Here is a 25,482-nt window from a genome sequence, read left to right as displayed (position 1 = left end):
ACCATTTTCTGATCATGGGAATCACCACCACGCCTGTCGACGCCAAACGCACCCGGAACAAGCCCGGGGAACATGAGCAGGACATCCTGGGCGGACGGGTCTGCACGAACACGGCCCTGCGCCTCGCCGCACGCCGGCTCGGGCAGCTGTACGACGAAGCGCTGGCGCCGCTGGACCTCAAGGCCACGCAGCTCGGGCTCATGGCAGAAATACACAAGCTCATGGGTCCTGATCAGCAAGGACCCACGCTGCAGGACCTGGCAGGCCGGCTCGCGATCCAGCTCTCTGCCCTCACCCATGCGCTTCGCCCATTGGTGCGCGATGGCATGGTCGAGCTGCGCCTCGACGCCAAGGACCGGCGGACCAAGCACGGAGTTCTCACCCCGCGGGGCAAAGCCAAGATGTCAAAGGCCGTCGCGCACTGGGCCGCAGCCAATGACCGGGTGGAGGCCGTGCTAGGTCCCGACTCGGCTGCGAAATTGAGAGCTCTGGCCGATCAGGTGTCTTCCGATGCGTTCCTGGCCGCATACAGGCAAGAAGACCGCGCCCCGTGTACTGACTGACCCGCACCGGTGCAAGCGATGCTCTCCGATGCCAGCCCGGAGCGCGAGCTGGTACGCCGCGCGCTGCTCCTGATGTTCGCGTTGAACTCGCTGGTGTGACTGGTCATCGTGGTGCCGACGGGACACTTCTCGTGGCGTTCGGCGTTGCTCGCCGCCTGTGCGATGCCGGTGGTCTGGGGCGTGACACGCGTACACCACCGGCTGCCGAATAAGCTGAATCCGCGCACCCTGAAGTGGCTGGTCGGTGGGCTGCTGGCTGCGGCGGGTGAGACGCTGGTCGCCAGCGCGTGGCTCGCGATCGCAGGGGCTCCCTGAGGCCGCGCTTCGCGCCTCACCACCCAAGATCTAGTTTGCGGTGATCTTCCGTTCGCGCACGATAGCGCTCCACTTAGCGTCCTCCCTCTTCATGAAATCAGTGAGCTGGGCGCGGGTGGTCGGCTGCGGAGTCAAGCCGTGCTTGTTCAGCGCCTCCTTCACGCCGGGGTCGGCCAGCACCTTCACGATGGCCTGGTTCCAGCGCTCCAGGATGGCCACGGACGTCTTGCCGGGAGCAACGAAGGCGTACCAATTCAGTGCCTCGAAGCCCAGATAGCCCGACTCGGCCACGGTCGGGATGTTGGGCATGTAGGCCGGCCGCGTCAGGCCAGTGGTGGCCAGCGGGATCACGTTGCCGGCTTCAACATGGGGCAATGCCGTCGGCGGCGCCGAGAAGTACGAGGCGATGCGCTGGCCCAGCAGGTCCTGCAGTGCCGGAGCGCCGCCTTTGTAGGGCACATGCACCATGTCGATGTTGGCGCGCTGGTTGAACAGTTCCCCGGCCAAGTGGGACGCCGAGCCGGCACCGGTTGATGCGAAGTCGACGCTGCCCGGCTTCTTCTTCGAAAGAGCCACGAATTCGGCCAGATCCTTCACGCCCAGGCCCTTGTGGACCACTAGCACGTTGGGGAAGTTCACCCCGCCCGACACCGCGGCGAGGTCCTTGAACGGGTCGTAGCCGACCTTCATCACATGGGGCGCAATGGTCAGCGGGCCAATGGAACCGAACAGCAGCATCGAGCCGTCGGTCGGGCCGTGGGCGACGTACTGATGTGCGATGTTGCCACCAGCACCGGCCTTGTTGTCGACGATCACCGTCTGGCCGACGTCCTCGCCAAGCTTCTTGGCGATCAGGCGTGCGGCCGCGTCTGCCGCGCCGCCCGGGGCAAAGCCCACCACCAGGGTGACGGGCTTCTTCGGCGGGAAATCCTGGGCATGCGTAGCCGCTGCCATGCAGAGCACCGCGGCCGCGGCCGTGGCATGCAGAAGTTGTCGTTTGTTCATCGGAGTTTCCTTGGGGTTGTGTTGTTGCCGGTGTTGTTGGTGCGTCAGTCCGCGCCGAGGCCGACGGGGTTGGGCAGTCGCTTCTCGACGGCATGGCGCAGCAGCGCGGCGCTGCGGAAGATGCCGTGCCCGAACTTGCCGTAGGGCATGGTGGCGAACAGCGCCATCACCGCCCCCAGGTGCAGGCACAGCAGCAAGGCCAGAGCGGGCGTACCGCGGCCGAGCCACAGCGCCAAACCGCTGGCGCTGGTGAGGAATAGCAATGCGATGAAACCGAGGTCCATGGGCTTCTGCGTCTGATCGCCATGCAAGGGATGGCGCTTGCGGTTCAGGCGCCACAGGCCGGCCGTGCCCACCATCAGTGCGATGCCACCCCCCACGCCGAGCAGTTTCGGCAGGCTGGGCAGGGCGTAGGGGGCGGCCCAACCGAAGACATAGTGATACAGCGTGGCCACGCTGGTGGCGGCAAAGCACAGCATGAAGCCGTAGAAGGTGAGATGGTGGAAGCGCCGGCGTGCCATCGTGTAGGCGTCGTCTTCGTTGTGGCAGCCGTCGCCATGGCCACCATCGAGGTACTTGAGGCGCAGCACAGCGTCGGCGGCTTCGGCCGCCGCGGGCCGATTCAACGGCGCGCCGCTGGTCGCGGGCGTTATGTCGCGCCAGAAGCGCCGCACGCCCATGCCAAGCGCCAGCATGGCGAACAGGAACACGGGCGCGAACATGCTCACCAGCAGGTTGTGCGGGAACACGCTGTAGAAGTTGTCTCCGGATGCCGCACCCCACAGGCTGCCCTTCAACGTCGCAGCGAGCACCAGGAACAGCGCGAGCGCCGCCGCCAACGCGAGAGACAGTGTCAGCCCGTTGCGCTGGTACAGCACGCCAAGCACGGGCGGCCACGCGTAGTCCACGTAGGTCTTGCCCCGCACCGCGGCCATGGCCCTCGGCACGTTGACCGCGAACTCGTGCGGCGGCGCGTACTGGCAGGCATGCAGGCAGGCGCCGCAGTTGTGGCAGAGGTTGGCCAGGAAGTGGATGTCGGCCTTACCGAATTCGAGCCTGCGCGTCATGGCGGGGAACACCGCACAGAAGCCTTCGCAATAGCGGCAGGCATTGCAGATCTGCATCTGCCGGCCGACCTCGGTCTCCACAGTCGACAGGATTGGGATCACGCGGCGCGACCCGTCAGCGAGCGACACCGCCTCGCGTGCCAGGGCTTCAAGCGATTGCATGGTGGGACTCTTTCTGCTGCAGGGCCGCGGCTGCGGCCCGTGTGCCGGCGATGCGGCCGAAGGCTGTGCCGATGCTCATGCCAACGCCTGCGGTGTAGCCCTTGCCGAGCACGTTGCCGGCCATCATTTCGCCGGCGACGAAGAGATTGGGACTGGGCCGGTCGCCAAAGCGGACGGCGGCGCTGTCGTCCACCTTCAAGCCTAGGTAGGTGAAGGTGATGCCCGGGCGCAGCGGGTAGGCGTGGAAAGGCGCGGTGTCGATGGGCCGCGCCCAATGGGATTTGGCGGGTGCCACCCCTTCCGTGTGGCAGTCGTCCAGCGCGGTGTGGTCGAAGCGGCCGACGCGGCAGGCCGCGTTGTAGTCGGCGATGGTGCGGAGAAAGGTCGCCTCGTCCAGACCGAGCCGGCGTGACAATTCGGGCAGCGTCTCGGCGACGGTGCCCGGGAAGACCGGCGGCATGAAGCGGCCGATCGCCTTCTGGTCGATGATGGAATAGGCCACCTGTGCCGGCTGCTGCGCCACCAGGCGTCCCCAGATGGCGTAGCGCTTCGGCCAGAAGTCCTCGCCCTCGTCGTAGAAGCGTCGCGCCTCCCGGTTGACCACGACGCCCAGGGACACGCAGTCGATGCGGGTGCAGATGCCGCCGTCGTAGAGCGGCGCACGCGCGTCGATGGCCACCATGTGGCCCTGCGACGGATCGCCGATGGCTTCTGCACCGGCGTCGATCATCTGCTTGAGCAGCACACCCTGGTTGAAGCGCGTGCCGCGGATCAGGAAGTTGTCGGCGGGCCACTCGCCGCGCTCGTTCTGGCCCCAGGCTTGCCGCAGCCATTCGCGGTTCGATTCAAAACCGCCGGAGGCGAGCACGCAGCTCTTCGCTTCGATGCGCTCGCCGGCCTCGGTGCGCACAGCCAGGAAGCGGTCGCCGTCGAGCTCGACGGAGGCGACGGGCGTGTCGTAGCGGATCTGCACGCCGAGCGCTTCGGCGCTGCGGTAGTACGCGTTTACCAGTGCCTTGCCGCCGCCCATGAAGAAGGCATTGGTCCGCGCCACGTGCAGCGCACCCGAGAGCGGCGGCTGGAAGTGCACGCCGTGGCGGCGCATCCAGTTGCGGCAGGTCGACGAGGCACGGATTACCAAGCGGGCCAGGTGTTCATCAGTCAGGCCACCGGTCACCTTCAGCAGGTCCTGCCAGTACTCTTCTTCCGGATAGGCTTCGACCAGCACGTCCTGCGGCGCGTCGTGCATGCAGCGCAGGTTACGTGTGTGCTGCGAATTTCCGCCGCGCCAGGCCTTCGGCGCGGCCTCCAGCAGCAGCACGCTGGCACCGGCTTCACGCGCCATCAGCGCGGCGCAGAGTGCGGCATTGCCGCCTCCTATGACCAGAACCTCAACCTGCACATCGCTCATTGCTTTGTCTCCTTGTGGGTCAGGAGACTTTAGGCACCCGGCCCTCCCAGCGAAAGGCGATGCCGAGCAACAGGTGTTCAGTTTTCGTGAAGACTGGCGCCGATCCAGCGGCCCTCGCGCACCAGCGTGCGTGCGGTGTCCGCCATCACCACCCGCGTGGCCAGCGCAGCCGGTGACAATTCGTCGTCCGACAGGCTGACCAGCAGGCTGCGCCGACCCACATGGGCGTCGATGATCTGGCTGCTGTGTACCCCGTGGGGACCTTGCCGCGCGATGGCAGCCCCGGGCTGGATCGTCGCGCCCAGGCCGGCGCGCACGGCATCCATCAGCAGGGCCAGGCCATCGATCTCGGCCACGATCCGCGGCACTATGCGCGCACGGGCGAAGGCGGCGGTGAGCGTGGCGCGCAGGCCGTGTCCAGCGCTCGGCATGATCAACGGCACATCGGCGAGCTGAGCCAGCCGCACCTTCGTGCCCGCGGGCCTTTGTGCTAGCGAGGCAGCGGCGAGCACGAAAAGTTTCTCGTCGAGCAGGGGCTCTATGCTCCAGCGGCGAGCCGTGGCGGTCTCGAACAGCACGGCCAAGTCGAGCTGGCGGCCCTGCAGCATGCTGGCAAGGTTGCCCGACAGGGACTCCACCAAGTGCAGCCGCACGTCCGGGTAACGCGCGCGCATGGCCTGCATCAGCGGCAGGCCGAGCACTGAGGCCGTGGTCGGTGGCAGGCCCACGCTCACATGGCCAGACAGGCGTGCTTGCTGCGCCGCGCGCATGGCCTCGTCGGCATGCCGCAGCGTGAGTTGGGCCTGCTGCAGGAAAGCCACGCCCGCGTCGGTGGGGCTGACGCCGGTGCTGCTGCGCTGGAGCAGCCGGGTACTGAGCTCGCTCTCCAGCCGACTGATCTGCTGGCTCAGCGCGGATGTCACCACGCCAAGCTCGATGGCGGCGCGACCCATGCTGCGAAGTTCGCAGACTTTCACGAAATACCGGAGTTGGCGGAGTTCCATAAATTGCGCGCACAGCCGGCTGTCGGCCATCGCAGGTAGGTGGCTACATCGTAAGGGGGAAGGACTCGGCCGGTCCCAACAAGGACGGTTCCAAAAACAACTTCGAGAAGGCCTTTGACCGCCTTAGGCGCAGCACTTCACGACGCCGGTAAGGCCTAGCTTCACAAAAACTGCTGGTGCAGCCCAGCGGAACGCTGCTGTTCAGAGCGGCCTTGGCACTTGTGCTCGGCGGGGCGCTGGGTAATGCGATCGACCGTTCGTGGCAGGGGCATGTGGTCGACTTCATCCATCTTCACTGGCGCGAGGCCTACCACTTTGCCATCTTCAACGTGGCCGATTGCGCCATCACCGCGGGCGCGGCGCTTCTGGTCGTGGCTGAAATCAAGCGGTCGCGAGCCGCCGCTTGAATACCTGTTGCCTGCACGAACCCGCATTGAACCGCGCGTCCTACGACGCGGCAACGGCCTCCTTGACGAAGTCGCCGTATGTACGCAGAGGACGCCCGAGCACGTCCTGCAAGCGCTCCGCCGCGCCCTCCGCTCCGTGCATGCCGAACTTCTGGATGCCGGCCATCATCAGGCGCATGTCGTAGGCCAGCCAGGATGGCCCCTGCGCGGCCATCTGCGTTTCGAAGGCCGCCACATCATCTCCGCCGTATGGCACGTCGCGACCGAGTGCGGCACTCCAGATCCTGGCCACCGACTCTCCGGTCAACAGCTCGGGCCCCACCAGTTCCAGCGTCACGCGCGGTGACGGCGCGGGCGCGCGGTCGCGGCGCAGCAGTTCGGCGACGGCGGTGTCCGCGATGTCTCGCGCATCGATCATTGCGACGCCGGCCGAACCGATCGGCATCGGGTAGACGCCGTAGCCCTGGATCACCTGCTGGACCATGCGCTCGTTCTGCATGAAGTAGGCCGGCCGAAGGATGGTCGCCGAAATGTCGAGACTCTCGATCATTCGCTCGACCGTGTGCTTGCCGGTGAAGTGCGGCACGTCGGTGAACTTGTCCGCATGGATGACCGACAGGTAGACGATGCGCTCGATGCCAGCCTCGCGCGCCAGGTTCAGCGCGACAAGGGCCTGGGTCACTTCGTCGGGCGTGACGGCGTTGAGCAGGAACAGCGTGCGCACCGACGACAGTGCCGCGCGCAATGAGGGCACGTCGGTCAGGTCGCCGACGACCTCCTTGACGCCCGCCGGGAAGCTTTGCTTGCCAGCTGTGCGAACGAAGGCGCTGACTTCGGCGCCGGCAGTGGCCAGGCCTTGGACGACGAGGGAACCGATGGTGCCGGTGGCACCTGTGACGAGAATGCTCATGGAAAATCTCCAGGGTTAGAGGTGGGCAAAAAAAGGGGGTAAGGGGTCGATCAGCGCGAGAAGTCCGCGACGACCTTGCCGATGCGAGGGTCGGTGCGATTACGTTCGATGGCCGCGGGGATGTCGCCGAAGCCCACGACTTCGCCGAGCTTCGAGATCAGCGTGCCTTGCGCGATCTCCGCCGCCAGCCGTTCCAAGAGGGCTGCGTCCGGCTTGTTCATGAACCACAGTCCGCGGCGGCCGGGGGGCGTGCGGGCCAGGATGTCGGGCGAGGACGTGCCGACGATCGCACCGTCCTTCGTCAGCACCTGCCACGAGCGATCGAGCACTTCGCCGCCCACGTAGTCGAGCACCAGGTCGATGTCCCGCGCGACCGATTCGAAGCGTTGGGTCTGGTAGTCGATGACGTGGTCCGCGCCCAGGCTGCGAACGTACTCGACGTGCGCGGTCGACGCGGTGGCGAAGACTTCGGCGCCGGCCCGCTTGGCGTACTGCAGCCCATAGCCGCCCAGCCCTCCCGCTGCGCCGTGGATCAGGATTCGCTGGCCTGCGGCGATCGGGCCCGCGTGGTGCAGGCTGTGCCATCCTGCCACGGCCGCCACGGGGATGCCGGCCGCCTGGACGTCGTCCAGGCCGTGCGGCGTGCGCACCAGATTCGCTTCGTCGACAGTCACGAAATCGGCATAGGCGCCCAGGCCGCCCAGCGGACCCATGACGCGATCGCCCACGCGAAAGCGCGAGGCGCCGGGGCCAGCCGCCTCGACGACACCCGCAAGCTCGATACCCAGCACGGCGGGCAGTTGAAGCGGGAAAGCCTCCCGGACGAAGCCTTCACGAACTTTCCAGTCGATGCCGTTCACACCGGCGGCTCGAACGCGGACCAGGACCTGGCCCGGTCCGGCTGCGGGCCTCGCGATCTCGGCGAACTCGGCGGCGGCCACACCGCCATAGGCGCGGATCAGCACGGCACGTTGCGTGGTGGTCATGTCATTTCCTCTCATCTAAGTTGCGATGAGGAGAAGATAGGTCGTTGCATCAGTAAAACGAAGATGCAAAAATGAAGACACCTCGTCTCAAATTCGGAACACATGGACCTGAACGCTTTGAACGACTTCGCACTGGTCGCAGCGAATGGAGGCCTCGGAAAGGCAAGCCGCGCGAGCGGGAGATCGAAGGCGACCCTCTCTCGGCGCATCGCGGACCTGGAAGAGCAGCTCGGCGTGCGGCTCATCGAGCGCAGCGCCCGCGGGCTCAAGCTCACGGAAGCCGGCCAGATGCTGATGGATCGCACCGAAGGGCCGATGCACGAGGTGGCTGATGCGATGACTTCCGCGCGTGAAGGCTTGTCGGTGCCGCGCGGGCGCTTGCGCATCGCCTCGCCGGTGCTGTTCTCCCAGCTGGCGATGGGGCGCATCTGCGCCGGGTTTTGCGCGGCTTACCCGGAGGTCACGTGCGAGGTGGTGGCGGACGATCGCATGGTCGACCTGGTCGAGGAGCAGTTCGATGCCGCGATCCGGATCAATCCAGCTCCGGACAGCAGCCTGGTGGGCCGGTGCTTCGCCAAGGACCGGCTGGTGGTCGTGGCGGCGCCCTCCGTGCCTGTGCCAAAGCCAGGCAAGGGCAAGGTCAGCCCGGTTCCCGGCATCGTCTCAACAAACTTCCAAGCCGGGAATTGGACACTCGACGACGGACGCCTTGTCGTGGAGCCGATGCCTCGGCTCAGGCTTTCCTCGTTCCTGATGATTCGCGACGCTGCGGTCGCTGGCGCCGGCGCTGCGCTGATACCGCAGTCCATCGCGTGGAACCAGCTGACGCGCGGAGAGCTGGTTCAGTGGGGTGTGGTGTCGGGCGTGGAGCCCGCGCTTTGGGTGCTGCATACCTCGCGGCGGCTTCCCGCGCCGAAGGTCCGGGCGTTCGTGGAATTCATGTGCGCGCAGTATCCGCAGGGCTCTCTCGTACTGAACGGTTAGAAGACCGGCAACGCCTCGTCAATCCGCGGTTGCGCCCGACTTCTTCACCAGCTCGGCCCAGCGCGGAATCTCGCGCGCCATGTGCTCGCGCAGTTCCTCCGGCGTGCTGGCGGCGATGTCCATCGCCAGCTGGCCGGACAGCTTGGCCTGCACGTCGGGCTGCTTGAGCGCCTTCACGATTTCGGCATTCAGGCGCTGGATGATGGGCTTGGGTGTGCCCTTGGGCGCATAGACGGCCTGCCACGACGACATCTCGAAGCCGGGCACGCCGGACTCGATCATGGTCGGCAGCTCGGGCACCAGCGCAATGCGCTTGCCGGTGGTCACGGCCAGCAGCTTCAGCTTGCCGCTCTTGACCAGCGGCAGCGCGGCGGTCACCTGGTCGAACATGAAGGGCACCAGCCCCGACGCCACGTCGGTCATGGCGGGCGGCGTGCCCTTGTACGGCACGTGCGTGAGCTTCACGCCGATCATGTCGGCGAACATCTCGCCCGCCAGGTGCGTCGAGGTGCCGGCGCCAGAAGAAGCGAAGGTGCGCTTGGATTCGTCCTTCTTGAGCAGCGCGATCAGCTCGGCCACCGAGTTCACACCGAGCTGGCTGTTGACGATCAGCACGTTGGGCAGCCGCCCGACCAGCGACACGGGCTCGAAGTCCTTCATCGGGTCGTAGGGCAGCTTCTTGTAGAGGCTGGCGTTGATGGCGTGCGTGCTGATGGTGCCGCCGAACAGTGTGTAGCCGTCGGGCGCCGCCTTGGCCACGTAGGCGGCGCCGATGCCGCCGGCCTGTCCGGGCTTGTTGTCCACCACCACCGACTGGTGCAGGCTCTCCTGCAGCTTGTTGGCGAGGATGCGGCCGACGATGTCGGTCGAGCCGCCGGCCGTGAAGGGCACGACGTAGGTGATGGTTTTGGCGGCGGGCCATTCGGCCTGCGCCAGCGCCGCGGCCGGCGCAAGTGCGAAAACGGAAGCGGATGCGGCGAACAGCAGTCGCGCGGCGCGCTGGATGAAGGGCATGGTTTGTCTCTCTTTGTCGATGTGTGTTGAAAAGACGGGCCGTCAACGACCGTGCGTCTGTCGCCAGGCGGCGAACTCGGTGCGGCTCTGCTCTTCGGTCGGCGGATAGAGGCCGAGGATGGAGCGGCCTTCGAGCACCTTCTCTTGCACGAAGTCTTCGAACACGGTCATCTCGGTGGCCTCGGCCGCAACCTCGTCGGCAATGTCGGCCGGAATGACGATGACGCCTTCGCCATCGCCCACCACCGCGTCGCCGGGCCACACGGCCACGTCACCGCAGCCGATGGGCACGTTGATGTCGATGGCCTGGTGCAAGGTCAGGTTGGTCGGCGCGCTCGGGCGCTGGTGGTACGCGGGGAAGCCGAGCTTGGCGATGTCGGGGCTGTCGCGAAAGCCGCCGTCCGTGACCACGCCGGCCACGCCGCGCTTCATGAGCCGGCTCACCAGAATGCCGCCGGCCGATGCGGCGCGCGCGTCTTTGCGGCTGTCCATCAGCAGCACCGCGCCCACGGGGCATTGCTCCACGGCCTGGCGCTGCGGATGGCTGCGGTCGTTGAACACGGTGATCGGGTTCAGGTCTTCGCGCGCGGGCATGTAGCGCAGCGTGAAGGCTTCGCCAACCATGTTGGGCAGCGCCGGGTTGAGTGGATGCACGTTCTGGATGAACTGGTTGCGCAGGCCGCGCTTGAACAACGCAGTGCACAACGTGGCGGTGCTGACCTTCATCAGCTTCTCGCGGGTCTGGGGATTCAAGTGGGTCTCCGTCAAGGTTTTCAAAAGATGTCCGGCTCGGGCACCGGGCGGCCGAATTCGGTTTCGAGAAAATCGAAGTCGCAGCCCTCGTTGGCCTGCAGGATGTGGCGGCCGAACATCCAGCCGTAGCCGCGCTCGTAGCGCGGCGCGGGCGGCGTCCAGGCGGCCTTGCGGCGCACCAGCTCCTCGTCGCTCACCTCCAGGTGGATGAGCCGCTCTGGCACGTCGACGCGGATGCGGTCGCCGGTTTGGACCAGTGCCAGCGGGCCGCCCACGGCCGACTCGGGCGAGCAGTGCAGCAGGCAGCCGCCGTAGCTGGTGCCGCTCATGCGCGCGTCCGACAGGCGCAGCATGTCCTTCACGCCCTGCTTCAAGAGCTTGGTCGGGATCGGCAGCATGCCCCACTCGGGCATGCCGGCGCCGCGCGGGCCGGCATTGCGCAGCACCAGGATGTCGTCGCCGGTGACATCGAGTTCGGGATCGTCCACTGCCTTCTTGAGCGCCGGGTAGTCGTCGAACACGAGCGCGCGCCCGGTGTGCTGCAAGAGGTGCGGTGCGCACGCGCTGGGCTTGATCACCACGCCATCGGGCGCGAGGTTGCCGCGCAGCACGGCCAGCGCGCCTTCGGCATAGATGGGGTTGGCAAGCGGGCGGATGACGTCGTCGTTGAAGACTTCGGCGCCCTCGATGTTCTGCCCGATGGTGCGGCCGTTGACCGTGCGCGCTTCGGTCTTCAGGTGGCCGCGGATGCGCTCCAGCATCGCGGGCAGGCCGCCTGCATAGAAGAAGTCTTCCATCAGGTAGGTATCGCCGCTCGGCCGGATATTGGCGACGACCGGCACGCGGCGGCTCGCGGCATCGAAGTCGTCCAGCGTGACCGGATGGCCGGCGCGGCGCGACATGGCGATCAGGTGAACGATGGCGTTGGTGCTGCATCCCATGGCCATCGCGCAGGCAATGCCGTTCTCGAAGTTGTCGCGCGTGAGCATCTTGGCCGGGGTCAGGTCGTCCCACACCATCTCGACGATGCGGCGGCCGCATTCGGCGCTCATGCGCACGTGGTTGGCATCGGCTGCGGGAATGCTCGAGGCGCCCGGCAGCGTGAAGCCCACGGCCTCGGCAATGCCCATCATGGTGGCCGCCGTGCCCATGGTCATGCAGGTGCCATGGCTGCGCGCAATGCCGGCCTCCATCTCCTGCCAGGCCTGGTCGCTGAGCTGGCCCGCGCGGCGCTGGTCCCAGTACTTGAAGGCGTCGGAGCCCGAGCCCAGCACCTGTCCCCGCCAGTTGCCGCGCAGCATCGGGCCCGCGGGCAGGTAGATGAACGGCAGGCCCATGCTCAGCGCGCCCATCGTGAGGCCCGGCGTGGTCTTGTCGCAGCCGCCCATCAGCACCGCGCCGTCGATCGGGTGGCTGCGCAGCAGCTCCTCGGTTTCCATGGCCAGGAAGTTGCGGTAGAGCATGGTCGTCGGCTTGACCATGCTCTCGGACAGCGAGATGGCCGGCAGCTCGAGCGGAAAGCCGCCCGCCTGGAAGATGCCGCGCTTGACGTCGTCGACGCGCTGCTTGAAGTGCGAATGGCACTGGTTGGCATCGCTCCACGTGTTGACGATGGCGATGATGGGCTTGCCTACCCAGTCGGTGGGCGCGTAGCCCATCTGCATCACCCGCGAGCGGTGGCCAAAGGAGCGGAAGTCGTCGGGCGCGAACCAGCGGGCGCTGCGCAGGGTGTCGTAGGAGCGTGGCATCGAGGGCTGAACCGGGTTTCTTGCGTGGGATCAACTACATTAAAACACTAATATATCACTTCGCCAAACGAGAATTCCAGCGAATGACTGCCCTCCCCCGGATCCGACTCGACCGCACCCGCCTGGCCGCACCGCAAGTGCTCGAAAAACTGCGCGATGCCATCCTCTCCCTCGACCTCGTCCCCGGTACGGTGCTGGTACGCCAAGAGCTGGCGGACCGCTTCGGTGTGAGCCAGACGCCGGTGCGGGAAGCCTTGCTGCGGCTGAGCGAAGAAGGCCTGGTGGACGTGTTTCCGCAGCACGCCACCCTGGTGAGCCGCATCGACATCGACGCGGCCAGGCAGGCGCACTTTTTGCGCCGCTCGATCGAGCTGGAGATCGTCCACCAGCTGGCCGGCGAAGCCCCGCCCGGCCTGGTGGCCCAACTCGAAGCACAGGTCGCGCTGCAGGCCACGCTGGCGGCGGCGCGGCAGTACGGCGAATTCGTCGGCGCCGATCGCAAGTTTCACCACCTGATGTACGAAGCCGCCGACGTGCCGAGCCTGTGGGACCTGGTGAGCCGGGTTTCGGGCCACGTGGACCGCCTGCGGCGCCTGCATTTGCCCACGGCGGGCAAGACCGAGGCGATCCTGCGCGACCACCGCGCGATCGTGCGCGCCATCGCCAAGGGCGACAGGGCCGCGGCTCAGAAGGCACTGCGCGAACACCTCTCCGGCACGCTGAGCTCGCTGCCGGAAATCTGCGCGCGGCATCCCGACTTCATCGCGCCCAGAAACTGAGCGGCATGGCCCAGCGAGCTAGGCCATAAAACCTATTTTTTATTACTACTTTCATCGTATGCTGGTGGCATTCCGGGCTGGCATTCGGGAAGAGTGTTGCCGGCCATTTTTCGAATCAGCCCACCGCGGACAGCACCGCGGCAGGCAACGATCGTCAAGAGGATGGACGCAGACATGGCTTACTCCGGTGCTCAGCAAATCGTCCGACGGATCCTGGAAGGGCCGGTCACCCGGCCGGCGCTGCAGCGCTGGCGGCGCCAACGGTTCTTTTCCGAAGCCGGTTTCGCCGGTTGCTTCGGCCTTTTCAAGACCTTTGCCGAGGCGCGCAGCTCGCTGCCTCCCAGCCCGGAGTTCGACCACGCCGCCCTGGCGGCGGAGTACGTGGACGTTCGAACGAAGAAGATCTTTGCCTACGACTATCCGGTGATGTGGTGGCTCGAGCGCGCATTTCGCGACGGCGCCACCAGGGTGCTCGACATCGGCGGTTCGGTGGGCGTGCACTTCTATGCCTACCGTCGCTACTTCGACATGCCGAAGGATCTGTCGTGGCGGGNCGCGACGGCGCCACCAGGGTGCTCGACATCGGCGGTTCGGTGGGCGTGCACTTCTATGCCTACCGTCGCTACTTCGACATGCCGAAGGATCTGTCGTGGCGGGTGGTGGAAGTGCCCGCCATCGCAGCCATCGGTCGCGAGATGGCGAGACAGCCCGATGCCGATGCGCGCGCGCTGAGCTTCGCCGACGAACTGAAGCAGGCCTTGTCCGGCAACGACATCTGGATTTCTGCCGGCGCCCTGCACTATCTCGACAACGCGCGCCCCGCCCAGCTGCTTCAGCAATGCGAGGAGCGTCCGCGGCACATTCTCCTGAACAAGGTTCCGCTGTATGGCGGCGAGGACTACGTCACGACGCAGAACATCGGCGCCGGCTGCTTCGCGCCGNGAGGAGCGTCCGCGGCACATTCTCCTGAACAAGGTTCCGCTGTATGGCGGCGAGGACTACGTCACGACGCAGAACATCGGCGCCGGCTGCTTCGCGCCGATGCACGTCTACAACCGCCGCCGCTTCGTGAAGGAGGTCGAGGCGCTGGGCTACACCCTGCGCGAGCAATGGCAGGTGCCCGAGCGTTCGGTCGACCTGCCCGGGTTTCCCGATCATTGCGTACCGACGTACAGCGGCCAGTACTTCACGCGCTGAGTCCGCGGCGGTACACCACCGCCATGGCACCGCGCCGCAAGGCGCCGACAAGCATGGGCAGCGCATTGCCGCAGCCCGCCGAGGGTGCATCATTGCGGACACGACTCCCTCGCGCAAAGGAAAAAATCCATGCCGTCCACCACCGACTACGAATCGATGTTCGAGTTCGCGCCGATGTCGCTCTGGCTCGAGGACTACAGCGGGCTGCACCAGTTGTTCGAGTCGTGGCGCAGCGCCGGTGTGGTGGATCTGGTGGCCCACCTGAATGCCGAGCCCCGGCATGTGCGCGAATGCATGGCGCAGCTGCGGGTGCTGAGCGTCAACCAGAGCACGCTGACCCTCTTCGGTGCGCAGAGCCAGGACGAGCTGCTGTCGCGGCTGGACAGTGTCTTTCGGGATGACATGACCGCGCCCGTGATCTATGAACTGGACCAGCTCTGGCGCGGCAAGCTCTGCTTCGACAACCAGACGGTCAACTATGCGCTCGACGGCCGCAGGCTCGACGTGCACGTGCGCGTGCAGGTGCTGCCCGGCCACGAGGCCTCGTGGGGCCGCGTGCTGGTGTCGCTGGACGACATCACCGAGCGCGTGCGGGCCGAGCGGCTGCGCCTGGAAAGCGAGCGCTACGCGCGCGAGCTGTTCGAGCGCTCGCCGGTCTCGCTGTGGGTGGAAGACTTCAGCGGGGTCAAGACGCTGCTCGACGACATACGCAAGCGGGGCATCTGCGATTTCGCGACCTTCATGAAGGTGCACCCCGAGTTCATCACGCGCTGCATGCGCGAGATCCGGGTGATCGACGTCAACCACGAGACGCTGCGCATGTTCGGCGCCGCCGACAAGAGGCAGCTGCTGGACAACCTCTCCGGTGTCTTCCGCGACGAGATGCACGACTCCTTCGCCGAACAGCTGCAGGACCTCTGGAGCGGCAAGATGCTGCAGCAGCGCGAGGTCATCAACTACGCGCTGACGGGCGACCCGCTGAACATCCACATGCAGTTTGCCGTGCTCGAAGACCGGCTCGCCACCTGGGACCTCGTGCTGGTGTCGCTGATCGACATCACGGCCCGAAAGAAGGCCGAGGCCTATCTGGAGTACCTGGGCAAGCACGACGTGCTGACGCAACTGCGCAACCGCGCCTTCTTCTCGGACGAACTGAACCGGCTGTCGCGCAAGGGCCCGTGGCCGGTGTCGGTGCTGGTCATTGACATGAACGGCCTGAAGCCCGTCAACGACGAGGAAGGCCACGCCGCCGGCGACGCGCTGCTGCGGCGCGTGGGCGAGGTGCTGAGCAAGGCCGTCGACGAGCCGGGCTGGCCCGCGCGCATCGGCGGCGACGAGTTTGCCGTCGTGCTGCCCAAGACCGACGAACGCGGCGCCGAAGCCATACGCGACCGCATCGTTTCCATGCTCGAGCTGAACAACCAGTTCTATGCAGGCCAGAGCGGACGGGTGCTGAACCTCGCGATCGGCGTGGCGACCTGCGAAGCCGGCGACCAGCTCGACGCGGCGCTGCAGCGCGCGGACCGCGCAATGTACGAAGAGAAGGCCCGCCACTACCGCGAGAGCGCGATCGAGCGGCGGCGCTGACGCGGCGCCGAGCCGCCACCGGCTGGGGCAGCTTTCATCCGCGGCTACTACTTCTGGCTGAGCTTCGCGGACGCAGCGTCCTTTTCCTTTTCGGCGCGCCACCATGCGAGCAACTGGTCGAAGCTGCCTGCGAAGGCTCGCTTCTGAAGCGCTTCGCCTGCAAAGGAGCAATGCGCCGCGGTGCTGGAGTCCAGCAACTGCTGCGATGCCACCCGGTCGCATGCCAGGTAGACGCGCTTGAGTTCGTCGACGGATACCGAAGCCAGCCTGTCGTTCGCTGCCTGCGCGAAGGCCATCGATGTGCAGAGCGCCAGCGGCAACGTCAGGGCAAGACGGCGGCCGCATCTTTGATTCGAATGCATTGTTCATCTCCTGCGGGGTGACGGCCGAACCGAAAAGGGGGCCGTCTGCGCAAGATTAGGCGGGCGCTCCGGTCAGCGCGTCATCGGAAGGAATGAGTGGATGCCGCCGCCGGTTCCGCATCGTCGAACGCCATTTGACGTATGGCGTGCGAGAACTTTTCTCTATATCGTCTTCGCATTCACTTCAAGCTTGAAGTCGAAAGGCGCATATGAGCGTGCTTGCTTCCGCCGCCCCGGCGCATTTCGAATCGATTGGAATCTCGCCTCGCGAGCTGTCCGAGGTGATCGGGGCCGTCTACGACTGCGCGCTCGATCCGCTGCTTTGGCCGGGCGCCTGCCGAAGGATTTCCGATCTTTGCGAAAGCACCGGCGGCGGCATCTGCGTCCATGACCTGCGGCAAGTGCAGAACGACCAGCTGTTTGTCTTCGGCTACCAGCCGGAGTTCCTCGAGAAGCTGGGATCGCAGTACGCGGAAAGCCCCATGGCGGTTTCGGACGTGGTCGCGAACATCGGCGACGTCAGCGCCCTCTCGATGGCGCAGTTCCATTTGCGCGAAGGCCGCTTCTTCAGGGAAGTGCTGGAGCCTTTCGGGCTGCAGGACATGATGTGGTTTCCCGCGCTGCGCACCGGAGGGCGCATGGCATCGCTGCACGCTTCGCGCAGCGATGCGTCGCCGCGCTATCAAGCGCACGACGTGGGCCTGTTCAGCCTGCTCGCGCCCCATGTGTGCCGCGCGCTCGCCATCTCCGATGCGCTCGACATTCGCGCGCTGCATTCGGAGGTGCTCGAGAAGACATTGGACGGCCTGGCCGCCGGTGTTTTTCTCACGGCGCGCGACGGCCGCGTCGTCTACATGAATCGCGCCGCCGAGCAGCAGGTCAAGTCCGGAAAGTCGGTGCGGCTTGCAAACAACCGGCTGGCCCCGACGGATTCCGCTGCCCGCGCCGCACTGTCGAAGGCGATCGACCAATCGACGCGCGATGACGACGCCGACGTGCGTGCGAGCGAACATTCCGTCGCGGTACCGGACGGCGTCGGCGGGGGTTACATCGCCACGCTTCTGCCGATCGAGAGCGGCCAGCGCCGCGGCGTCCTGGCGCCGTTCGCCGCCTCCGTGGCCGTGTTCATGCAGGACCCGATCCAGGCACCACCCATGCCGGGCGAAGCCTTCGCGCGCCTGCACAAGCTCACGGGCGGCGAACTGCGCGTGCTGCTGTCGCTTGCGCAAGGGCTGGGCGGCATGGAGGTTGCCGACATGCTCGGCATCAGCGAAGCCACCGTTCGCACCCACCTGCAGCACATGTACTCCAAGACTGGCACGTCCAGGCAGAGCGACCTGCTGCGCGTGTTGAGCAATTCGGCGCCGCCGCTGGGCGTGCACTAGGCCGAAGTCAGGCCGAAGTGTCGTGTTTCACTGGGAATGGAATTTTTTCACCGAGCTTGGAACTACTGCAGCTGCTTGCCACAAGAACTTCCGGGAAGACTTACTACGCTGTCTCACGTCTCATGGCCGAGGTTTACAGCGGTGGTTTCTATCAGCTCCCCATTGAGCCTCGCGCCCCTACCTCGAAACAATGGCGCAAGAGAGCGCGCAGGCAATGCTGCGTACTTGCTGCCACTTGCGGACCTAGTCAGCACCACCAAGTCGAAATGGGCCAAATGGGAGTGGTTTTGGCCAGAGTCCGACCCCAAGCCACTCATCAACCGTGCGCCCTGACTGTATTCCGCCCCGCTTCTTTGGCAAGATAGAGCGCCTCGTCCGCGGCTTTCAACAGTTCAAAAGGCGTGCTGCCGGGCTGTGGAACCCAGGCCGACGCGCCAAGGCTGACGGAGACAATGCCTCGGTCCGTCGCTGCATGTGGAATTTGCAGATCGGCCACCGCCAGCCGTGCCCTTTGCGCGACCTCGAGCGCGCCTTGGGCGTCCGTCGCGGGCAACAGCAGAACCATTTCCTCGCCGCCATAGCGCGCGACAAGATCGCCTGAGCGCCACACTGCGGAGCGAAGAGCATGGGCGATCCGCCGCAAGCACTCATCGCCTTCGAGATGGCCGTACAGGTCGTTGTATTTCTTGAACTCGTCGACATCGACCATGACGACCGCCAACGGCATTTGGCCCTCCTGCGCCTGTAGAAATGCGAGGACCAGTCGGGCGTCGAAGTAGCGACGATTGGCCAGGCCTGTCAGCCCGTCTTCCTGCGCAAGATGTTCCAGGCGTTCATTGGCCTCCGTCAGTGCGTCCCGCGCACTTTGCAAATGCAGTTCCGCCACCAGGCGCCTGCGCATCGACCGGATCAGGTAGCGGCCTGACATGCCGATGATCATGCTCAGAAGGACCACCCAGGTCGTTTGATAGATCGATGCGGATTTCCACTCCTGCAGCGCCTCGTCCTTGCCGACTGCAACGGTCACGAAGAGCGGATAGTCCAGCAGGTGTTCGAAGCTGATGATCCGCGTCACGCCGTCAATCGCCGATCTTCCTTCGACGGTGCCCGAACGCGAGGCCTGGAATCGCTTCTGGAACGGCGAGTCCGTATTGCGCCTGTTCATGTCGGCTTCCCTGAAGGGGCGGCGAACCAGGAGCTGGTCCGTCCCGAACAGCGCAATCGCTCCCTGCTCGCCGATCTGAAAGCGGTCCAGGACGCTCAGCAGGTGCTTGACGCTGAGCGTGACCAGCACCACACCGGCAAAGTTGCCGTCCGGGTCATTGATCCTTCGCGAGACCGGGATCACCCACTCGCCCGAGGAGCGGCTCACGATGGGGCCGCTGATCAGCGTGCGTGCGCTCGGGTTGGTTCGGTGGTGAATGAAATACTCGCGGTCCGAATTGTTTCGTGACCCGGCCGCGGAGGCCTCGGAATGGACAAGCCAGCGGCCTTGCTCGTCGTAGATGAAGAGCCCCTTGATGGCTTGGACTTGGGAGGTATGGTTCACGAGGACCGGCTGCAGACGCTGCAGCGTGTCAGGCGTGATGTCCGCGCGCTCGAGTTCGAAGACGAGGCCCGAGATGATGTGCTCGGCCAGGGCGACGGTACTGTCGATCTGCTGGCCGACCGCGCGTGCCAGGTTGGTATTCGCCCGCGCGATCTGCTCGTTCTCTGCCGTGCGCGCGCGAATGACCAGCCATGCGTTCATGACCAGCAATGCCACGCACACAAAGACTACAAACAAAGTCGTACCGTAAATGACGCGACTTCTTTGCGCATCTGTTTTTCGGACGAGGGAGCTCGAGTCGATCGCTGACAACGTGGCAATGGACGAATCTGGAGCGGTCTCGGGCGAGAGGGACGAGGAAGCTTTTGTCATCGAAGGGACTGACTCCACAAAGAACATCGAGCGTCAGGCTCGACCCAAAATCCACGTGCGAATCTGATCATCGAACCAGCGCTTGGGCATCAGCCTCGGCGTGCTTCGTTTTGCACCACCGACAGCAATCCGACCAGCCGAAAGTCGCGTGGGTCGCCGGCTCCATCTAGATCCGATTCGCCGTGAGTTCTGTGAGCTGATCGCGGTTCGATGTTCTGAGACAGCCCTGCACGCCTTGCGCGAATGGAAATCCTCACGGACCCGGCGCTGACAACATTGAATATCTCCACGTCAATTAAGCCGGAAAGATTAATAAAGTTGAAATCAACACCAATTTCTTATGGAAATAAATCACAGGCATGAAGAAAAAAGAGTAGACCTCAAAATTATTCGGACACCAGCAACGATCTTTTACTAGAGTAACGGCCGAGGCCAGTGGAGATTCACTTGCAAAGCGCGTAGGCGGCAGTTGGATGAGTATTTAATTCGTAATTTGAGCCATCTTGGGCTTCTTGGCAGGTGACTTTGGACACTGGCAGATCGGTTTGGAATTCGCTAATTTCGGTATTGATAAGAGGCAGGGGTTGTCCAGCAGGGGCAGCTGATATCAACGATGTCCCGCAATCGGGCATATATAACTTTGGGGGTTAATCATGGCAGTAGACATGTTCATGCGCGTTGAGGGCGCAAACGGCGAATCCAAGGACTCGAACCACAAGGACTGGACGGATATCAAGTCGTTTGCATGGGGAGCGACGCAGCCTGGAAACATGGTCAGNTGAGGGCGCAAACGGCGAATCCAAGGACTCGAACCACAAGGACTGGACGGATATCAAGTCGTTTGCATGGGGAGCGACGCAGCCTGGAAACATGGTCAGCGGCGGTGGCGGCGGTGTGGGCAAGGCGAGCTTCAATGACCTGCAGGTCATTGCGCGCATCGACAAGGCGGCTCCGTCCGTCATGAAGAACTGCGCCAGCGGCAAGCACCTGAGCAAGGTCGAGGTGTCGTTGTGCAAGGCCGGTGGCTCGCAGATCGAATACACGCGCGTCACGCTGGAAGAAGTGCTGGTGACCTCGGTGCAGTACACGGCTGAGCAGAGTGGCGATGCGGTTCTGGTGCAGTTCGCGTTCCAGGCCGCCAAGGTGAAGCAGCAGTACTGGGAGCAGACGGACAAGGGCGGCAAGGGCGCTGAAACCGTGCTGGCCTGGAACATCAAGGAAAACAAGGAGGTCTGAGCCTCTTGTCGTCCGATGCCTCCAGGGCCTCATCGCGCATGAGGTCAGGGGCATTCCGGCCACGCCTCTTTCCTTAGGGCCAATTCAGGGGGGATCTCATGCCACCAGGCGCCGCGCAGCTTGCGCGTGTTCTCAGTGTCTCTTCGTCTGCCATGCCCGCGCTGGGCGGCGAGCCGGCATTGGAGCCCATCGCCATCGAAGGCGATGAAGGGCTGAGCAGCCTGTTCCGCTACACCCTGACCCTGGCCACCCCCGAGCAGCCCGGCTACAACGAACGCCAAGCCGCCAACGTGGCCATCAAGCAGCTGGTGGGCGAAGCGCTCACGGCGCACATCGTGCTCGACGGACGCCCGGGATCGGGCCCGCAGCACCGCCATCTCTCGGGCCTCGTGACGCGCGTGCGCTTTTTGCGCCTGGAGAACCGGCGCGCGCTGTACGAGGCGGTGATCGAGCCCTGGCTCACGCTGGGCACGCGCACCAGCGACTACCGCATCTTCCAGAACCAGAACGTGCTGGACATTGTCCGAGAGGTGCTGGGCAAATACGGGCTGCCCTTCGACGTGCGGGCCACGCGCAGCTATCCGCCGCGCGAGTTCCAGGTGCAGTACGGCGAGAGCGACTACGACTTCGTCGCGCGGCTGCTGCACGAGTGGGGCCTGTATTTCTACTTCGAGCACGAAGAGAAGAGCCACAAGCTGGTCATCGTCGACGACATGGCGTCGCACCAGCCCTTCGCTCATGCGGGCTACCAGAACATTCCTTTCCATGCGGCGGAGGCCACCGTGCGCGAGGAGCACTGCGACGGCTTCAATGCCTGCGAGGAACTGCAAAGCGGCCGCTGGGTGACCAGCGACTTCGACTTCAAGCGCCCGAAGGCCGAGTTGCAGCAGGTCAGTGCCATGCCGCGCAAGACGGCGCAGAACACCTGGGAGCGCTATGGCTGGCCGGGCGACTACGTGGTGGAGTCCGAAGGCGAACAGCTGGTACGCACGCGCATGGAAGAAACCGGCAGCCGCGGCGAACGCGCCAGCGGCTCGGGCAACCTGCGGGCGGTGGTGCCGGGCTGCCTCCTCACGCTGGAGCGCCATCCCCACAACGAATCGAACCGGCAGTACCTGGTGACGGAGGCCCACCTGCGGCTGCAGGACGTGGGCGATGCCAGTGCGCAGCAGGAGTTCGAGTGCCGCGTCGATTTCGAGGTCATTCCGACAAGCAAGGTGTTCCGGGCGCCGGCGCCCCGGGTGCCAAGGCCGCGCACCACGGGCCCGCAGACGGCGATCGTCACGGGACCCGCGGGCCGTGAAATATGGACCGATGAATACGGCCGCGTGAAGCTCAGCTTTCACTGGAACCGCTACTGCACCAGGGACGAGAACAGCTCGTGCTGGGTGCGCGTGTCCTCGCCCTGGGCCGGCACCAACTTCGGCGGCATCCAGATCCCGCGCATCGGCCAGGAGGTGATCGTCGATTTCGAGAACGGCGATCCCGACCGTCCCATCGTGACCGGGCGCGTCTACAACGCCGACAACATGCCGCCATGGAGCCTGCCCGACAACGCCACGCAGAGCGGGCTGCTCACGCGCAGTTCCGAAGGCGGCAGCGACAGCAACGCCAACGCGCTGCGCTTCGAGGACAAGAAGGGAGAGGAACAGGTGTGGCTGCATGCCGAGCGCAACCAGGACATCGAGGTGGAGAACGATGAGACGCACTGGGTAGGCCACGACCGCGCGAAGGTTGTGGAACACGACCAGTCCGAGCGTGTCGGGAGCAACAAATCCATCGTAGTCGGCGCCAATCACGACGAAGAGATCGGCGAGAACAAGACTCTCACGGTCAAGCAGAACATGATCCGCAACGTCCTGCTGAGTTCTAGCGAAAAAGTCGGTTTGATTAAGAACACCGTGGTCGGCGTTGCCCAAAACTCCCTGGTCGGCATTGAACGGATCGACGTCGTCGGCAAACAGTACGATCTAAAGGTCGGAGACGAATACAACATCAGCGCGGGCTCCGACATCCTCCATTACTCGAAGAACAACAGCACCTATGGGACAGAGAAGATCCTGCTGAGCGGCCCCGGCGGGTTCATCCAGATCGATGACAAGGGAATCGTCATCAATGCGAAGCACATCTGGCTGAAATCGGACCAGATCGATTTCACCGGCAGGCAGTCGAACAAGGAATGCCTATCGAGCAAGAAGCCGAAGATCAAGGGCGCAAATTGACCCGCCCGAAAACCAGCCTGATCCATATCGAGGATCACGAGCAATTCGCGGCGATCATCGGCGCGCACCGGGAACTCAAATACATCCTCCTGGATCCGTCGGACGCGACCGGGTACGAAGTCATCAAGGAGGTGGGCAGCCCCCACAGTCGCTGCCTTTTCGATGGCGACGAAAAAGAAGCCGCGGGCCTCTCTGCGCCATACCTGCTGGATTGGGATGCGATCAGGCCGTCCAACCAGAAGGCAATTGTTGCCTATCTAGCCGCCGGACATGGCTTGGTCATTGTCTCCAGCATGCCACCCGATCATCTCAAGCGCCGGCTGAAGGTGTTCCTGCATCCCAAGGGAAACTACGCCCAACTCAACAAGTACTACACGGCGATCAGCTTCAGTTTTTTCATTGAGTCTGAGGAACGCTTTTCCGAACTGCTCGACCACGCATCGAAAGTCTATTGTCGAAACTTTCGGGAACGGCATGATTTCATTGTCTATGAGGCGGGGTAACGAGTCATGGCCACCGGAACTTTCACCAACGCCATTCCCAAGACCCACCCGAACAGCACTTCTCTTCGCAAGACACTCAGGGAGTGCGACAGCGACGTCTGCACCTGCCTGAAGGAAAAGATCGACGAAATAGCCAACTCCACCAAGGGACCGGGCAGCCCGAAGGGATTGGCGACAAGGTTTGCGGAGCAGGTTCAGAAGGGCGCGCAAGGCCCAGGCACGACCGCCTGGGCCACTCACCAGGACGAGATAACGCGCCAGCAGAAGAATCTGCAGGACCACATCGACGAGTACGATCAGTCGGGATGCCCGAATGGGCAGTTGCCGGCGGGTGTTCGACAGCTGGCATCCCGTCCATTGCCAACCCAGGCCGACTGGGACGCGAACAATGTCCCCATGCAAGGCATCGACCCCACCCCCGCATATTGGGTAGTTGGTGGATACATAGCCTACAAGGTGATCCGGGCCATTGCCGTTTCGATTGTCGCGACACCCTTCGCAGGCGGCGCGAGTCTTGCGGTCCCATGACTATGCCGACGGTACCCGGCCTTCACGCAGACCGCGTCTGGGGGGAAGCGGCCGTCTTGCTCAGCCTCGATTTGTCCTCGGGCATCTGGGAATTTCTAGACGCTGGTCTGGACTACCAAGAGATCATGCAGGCCAACAGGAAGGCCATACTTGAGAGCCGGCAAGGCTTCAAAAAATCACGCCCGGCGGCTCGGACGCCCCGGTCAGGAATATCAGAGATCGCCCCAAAATACACGGCCTCTATCCAACGCGGCGCCCTTTCCTATTTAGCATTCGTGGAAGAGAAGTTTTCGGGCTTTCGAGGCTATGTTCGCAATGAGTACTTTTTCAATCCGCTACTCTTCGACTGCCTGAATTTCAAGCAATCGCTGAGGGATCGCCTGAAGGCAGAATTCGGCGAGGACTTCGACGTGAACTTGGCCAACAAGTCGTTCGACGAGAGTCGGGCGATGATGCTGAGCCGGCGGGCCCTGGAAGTCGATCGTGCCATCGAATCGGGAAGCTTGTCTACCTGGGACCGTGAATTGCTGGAGAAGCACCAAGGCGCATTGGGCATGGTCGATCCGCTGGGGACGGTCATCCAGCTCGGAGTCTGCCAACTGAAAAACGAGGCTGTGAAGAAGTTCGTCGCCAAGCTGAAGCCGGACACGCGCAGCAAGCTCTGGTCAATCTTCAATCAAATAATCGAGACGCACTGACATGAGCAGACAAGCACGTTTGGGCGAATTGATCGCCATCCTGTCCATCACGGACATGAAGGAGATCTACAAGTACGTGGACCTGGATGGTGATGCCGACTCGATCAACCAGGTCTTCCGAGATGCGTTGCTCGGTGCAGAGTATTCACGGGACTACGAAAAGATCAATGAATCGTTCGATCAACTGCCTCTGCCGACAAAGGACCGGGAGACGCTGGACGCTTGGAGTCGGAAGCTCTACTTCGGCATTCATGCCGAGGACATCGACATCTCCTGCTGGTTGAAGATACTCCATGCCCTGCTTTTCCGGGGGATCGAGGTCGAGGGTGCGGATCCAGCGGGGAAGGCACTGGTGTTGGACATGCTCGAGCAGTACAAGCGGATTCAGGAGGATGGATATGCAAGGGACGTCTCTCAAATCAAGCAGGCGCCGATCATGTCCTCCTTGGACAGAAAGATCTTCGAGACATACAACTTCAATTATTTCGACGACTTTGCTGGCAACGACCCCTTTCTGACGATCAAGGCTGTTCGAGCGGGCATCCACCTGCTTCGGTTCGTCAGTACGTCGGGCGTTTTCTCGACGCCCGACTTTCCGTTCGATGCGTTGCGTGCGGCGGGGCAGAAGCTGATCGAAGAGGATGGGATATGGATGCCACCGCGTGCCGAGGTGTGCGACATCCGGGCTATCGTCGAGCGCAGCCATATTCGCCCCTGATCCCTTCCGTCATCCCC

Annotated in this window: 24 protein-coding genes and 3 pseudogenes; 16 read left to right on the top strand and 11 right to left on the bottom strand. The window is 64.2% G+C overall.

The genetic code is table 11. The annotated features are described in order from the left end of the window. Positions 1–14: 14 nt before the first annotated feature. Both ASC78_RS00450 and ASC78_RS28210 read left to right on the top strand, forming a co-directional pair. Entirely contained in the window at positions 15–563 is a 549-nt protein-coding gene (locus tag ASC78_RS00450) for a MarR family winged helix-turn-helix transcriptional regulator (RefSeq protein ID WP_055795087.1), read from the top strand. Positions 564–743: 180 nt separating this feature from the next. Continuing rightward, positions 744–878, top strand: a complete 135-nt coding sequence (locus ASC78_RS28210) for a hypothetical protein (protein WP_268810377.1) — start codon at positions 744–746, stop codon at positions 876–878. 30 nt (positions 879–908) lie between these two features. Here the strand turns inward: ASC78_RS28210 and ASC78_RS00445 are convergent, their stop codons facing one another. The 4 genes from ASC78_RS00445 to ASC78_RS00430 all read right to left on the bottom strand — a co-directional run bounded on the left by ASC78_RS00445 (position 909) and on the right by ASC78_RS00430 (position 5,527). Further along, the gene (locus tag ASC78_RS00445; RefSeq protein WP_055795085.1) at positions 909–1,883 is read right to left on the bottom strand and encodes a Bug family tripartite tricarboxylate transporter substrate binding protein; all 975 of its coding nucleotides are present in this window, start codon (positions 1,881–1,883) and stop codon (positions 909–911) included. A 44-nt stretch (positions 1,884–1,927) separates the two neighbouring features. Beyond that, positions 1,928–3,112, bottom strand: a complete 1,185-nt coding sequence (tcuB, locus tag ASC78_RS00440) for a tricarballylate utilization 4Fe-4S protein TcuB (protein ID WP_055795084.1) — start codon at positions 3,110–3,112, stop codon at positions 1,928–1,930. Beyond that, a complete protein-coding gene (gene tcuA, locus ASC78_RS00435; protein WP_055795083.1) occupies positions 3,099–4,523 on the bottom strand; it encodes an FAD-dependent tricarballylate dehydrogenase TcuA in 1,425 nt (474 codons plus the stop codon). The genes tcuB and tcuA overlap by 14 nt, the downstream gene beginning before the upstream one ends. A gap of 77 nt (positions 4,524–4,600) precedes the next feature. Continuing rightward, the gene (locus ASC78_RS00430) at positions 4,601–5,527 is read right to left on the bottom strand and encodes a LysR substrate-binding domain-containing protein (RefSeq protein ID WP_055795867.1); all 927 of its coding nucleotides are present in this window, start codon (positions 5,525–5,527) and stop codon (positions 4,601–4,603) included. A 176-nt stretch (positions 5,528–5,703) separates the two neighbouring features. On the opposite strand from ASC78_RS00430, the gene lspA reads away from it, so the two are divergent. Further along, entirely contained in the window at positions 5,704–5,934 is a 231-nt protein-coding gene (gene lspA, locus ASC78_RS00425; RefSeq protein ID WP_235504932.1) for a signal peptidase II, read from the top strand. Between the two features lie 40 nt (positions 5,935–5,974). Here the strand turns inward: lspA and ASC78_RS00420 are convergent, their stop codons facing one another. Further along, the gene (locus ASC78_RS00420; protein WP_055795081.1) at positions 5,975–6,844 is read right to left on the bottom strand and encodes an SDR family oxidoreductase; all 870 of its coding nucleotides are present in this window, start codon (positions 6,842–6,844) and stop codon (positions 5,975–5,977) included. A gap of 50 nt (positions 6,845–6,894) precedes the next feature. Continuing rightward, on the bottom strand, positions 6,895–7,830 hold the full coding sequence (locus ASC78_RS00415; protein ID WP_157634334.1) for an NADP-dependent oxidoreductase: 936 nt from the start codon (positions 7,828–7,830) through the stop codon (positions 6,895–6,897). A 102-nt stretch (positions 7,831–7,932) separates the two neighbouring features. Here ASC78_RS00415 and ASC78_RS00410 point away from each other — a divergent pair, with 102 nt between their 5' ends. Then, positions 7,933–8,814: a LysR family transcriptional regulator gene (locus tag ASC78_RS00410; protein ID WP_055795077.1), complete on the top strand. Its 882-nt coding sequence runs from the start codon at positions 7,933–7,935 to the stop codon at positions 8,812–8,814. 18 nt (positions 8,815–8,832) lie between these two features. Here the strand turns inward: ASC78_RS00410 and ASC78_RS00405 are convergent, their stop codons facing one another. The 3 genes from ASC78_RS00405 to araD are packed head-to-tail and all read right to left on the bottom strand — an operon-like array spanning position 8,833 to position 12,329. Beyond that, positions 8,833–9,828 carry a Bug family tripartite tricarboxylate transporter substrate binding protein gene (locus ASC78_RS00405; protein ID WP_055795075.1) on the bottom strand — a complete coding sequence of 332 codons (996 nt, stop codon included), beginning with the start codon at positions 9,826–9,828 and terminating at the stop codon, positions 8,833–8,835. A gap of 42 nt (positions 9,829–9,870) precedes the next feature. Beyond that, positions 9,871–10,581 (bottom strand): ribonuclease activity regulator RraA, encoded by a 711-nt coding sequence (locus tag ASC78_RS00400; RefSeq protein WP_055795073.1) that lies wholly within the window; start codon positions 10,579–10,581, stop codon positions 9,871–9,873. Between the two features lie 20 nt (positions 10,582–10,601). Continuing rightward, positions 10,602–12,329, bottom strand: a complete 1,728-nt coding sequence (araD, locus tag ASC78_RS00395) for an L-arabinonate dehydratase (protein ID WP_055795071.1) — start codon at positions 12,327–12,329, stop codon at positions 10,602–10,604. Between the two features lie 83 nt (positions 12,330–12,412). On the opposite strand from araD, the gene ASC78_RS00390 reads away from it, so the two are divergent. The 4 genes and pseudogenes from ASC78_RS00390 (at position 12,413) to ASC78_RS00375 (ending at position 15,892) form a co-directional block, all read left to right on the top strand. After that, positions 12,413–13,108 (top strand): GntR family transcriptional regulator, encoded by a 696-nt coding sequence (locus tag ASC78_RS00390; protein ID WP_055795069.1) that lies wholly within the window; start codon positions 12,413–12,415, stop codon positions 13,106–13,108. Between the two features lie 554 nt (positions 13,109–13,662). Then, positions 13,663–14,049, top strand: a pseudogene (locus tag ASC78_RS28305) (methyltransferase, TIGR04325 family); the annotation flags it as partial. A gap of 1 nt (position 14,050) precedes the next feature. Beyond that, positions 14,051–14,305, top strand: a pseudogene (locus ASC78_RS27670) (methyltransferase, TIGR04325 family); the annotation flags it as partial. 129 nt (positions 14,306–14,434) lie between these two features. Then, entirely contained in the window at positions 14,435–15,892 is a 1,458-nt protein-coding gene (locus tag ASC78_RS00375; RefSeq protein ID WP_082517348.1) for a sensor domain-containing diguanylate cyclase, read from the top strand. A 47-nt stretch (positions 15,893–15,939) separates the two neighbouring features. Here the strand turns inward: ASC78_RS00375 and ASC78_RS00370 are convergent, their stop codons facing one another. Further along, entirely contained in the window at positions 15,940–16,188 is a 249-nt protein-coding gene (locus ASC78_RS00370; RefSeq protein ID WP_235504931.1) for a hypothetical protein, read from the bottom strand. A 275-nt stretch (positions 16,189–16,463) separates the two neighbouring features. Between ASC78_RS00370 and ASC78_RS00365 the strand changes: the two genes are divergently transcribed. Continuing rightward, positions 16,464–17,639 (top strand): helix-turn-helix transcriptional regulator, encoded by a 1,176-nt coding sequence (locus tag ASC78_RS00365; protein ID WP_055795061.1) that lies wholly within the window; start codon positions 16,464–16,466, stop codon positions 17,637–17,639. 316 nt (positions 17,640–17,955) lie between these two features. Here ASC78_RS00365 and ASC78_RS00360 read toward each other — a convergent pair whose 3' ends face one another. Continuing rightward, complete coding sequence (locus tag ASC78_RS00360; RefSeq protein WP_235504930.1) at positions 17,956–19,389, bottom strand: GGDEF domain-containing protein; 1,434 nt, start codon at positions 19,387–19,389, stop codon at positions 17,956–17,958. A gap of 824 nt (positions 19,390–20,213) precedes the next feature. Between ASC78_RS00360 and ASC78_RS26725 the strand changes: the two are divergent. The 7 genes and pseudogenes from ASC78_RS26725 to ASC78_RS00330 form a co-directional block, all read left to right on the top strand. Continuing rightward, a pseudogene (locus tag ASC78_RS26725) lies at positions 20,214–20,338 on the top strand (type VI secretion system tube protein Hcp); the annotation flags it as partial. A gap of 1 nt (position 20,339) precedes the next feature. Then, positions 20,340–20,796 (top strand): Hcp family type VI secretion system effector (locus ASC78_RS00355; RefSeq protein WP_157634358.1); only part of this gene is annotated, 457 nt, incomplete at its 5' end. A 98-nt stretch (positions 20,797–20,894) separates the two neighbouring features. Then, positions 20,895–23,018: a type VI secretion system Vgr family protein gene (locus ASC78_RS00350; RefSeq protein ID WP_235504929.1), complete on the top strand. Its 2,124-nt coding sequence runs from the start codon at positions 20,895–20,897 to the stop codon at positions 23,016–23,018. Next, entirely contained in the window at positions 22,976–23,521 is a 546-nt protein-coding gene (locus ASC78_RS00345; RefSeq protein WP_157634333.1) for a DUF4123 domain-containing protein, read from the top strand. The genes ASC78_RS00350 and ASC78_RS00345 overlap by 43 nt, the downstream gene beginning before the upstream one ends. Before the next feature lie 6 nt (positions 23,522–23,527). After that, positions 23,528–24,049 carry a hypothetical protein gene (locus ASC78_RS00340; RefSeq protein WP_055795052.1) on the top strand — a complete coding sequence of 174 codons (522 nt, stop codon included), beginning with the start codon at positions 23,528–23,530 and terminating at the stop codon, positions 24,047–24,049. Positions 24,050–24,105: 56 nt separating this feature from the next. Beyond that, positions 24,106–24,747: a hypothetical protein gene (locus ASC78_RS00335; protein WP_157634332.1), complete on the top strand. Its 642-nt coding sequence runs from the start codon at positions 24,106–24,108 to the stop codon at positions 24,745–24,747. 1 nt (position 24,748) lies between these two features. Then, positions 24,749–25,465 (top strand): hypothetical protein, encoded by a 717-nt coding sequence (locus tag ASC78_RS00330; protein ID WP_055795048.1) that lies wholly within the window; start codon positions 24,749–24,751, stop codon positions 25,463–25,465. The last annotated feature ends 17 nt before the right edge of the window (positions 25,466–25,482 follow it).

Origin of the sequence: Variovorax sp. Root318D1, from assembly GCF_001424835.1 — a bacterium.
Taxonomy (GTDB): Bacteria; Pseudomonadota; Gammaproteobacteria; order Burkholderiales; family Burkholderiaceae_C; genus Variovorax.
Note: the sequence above shows the minus strand (reverse complement) of the source record. Positions and strands in the feature narration are given on the sequence as shown.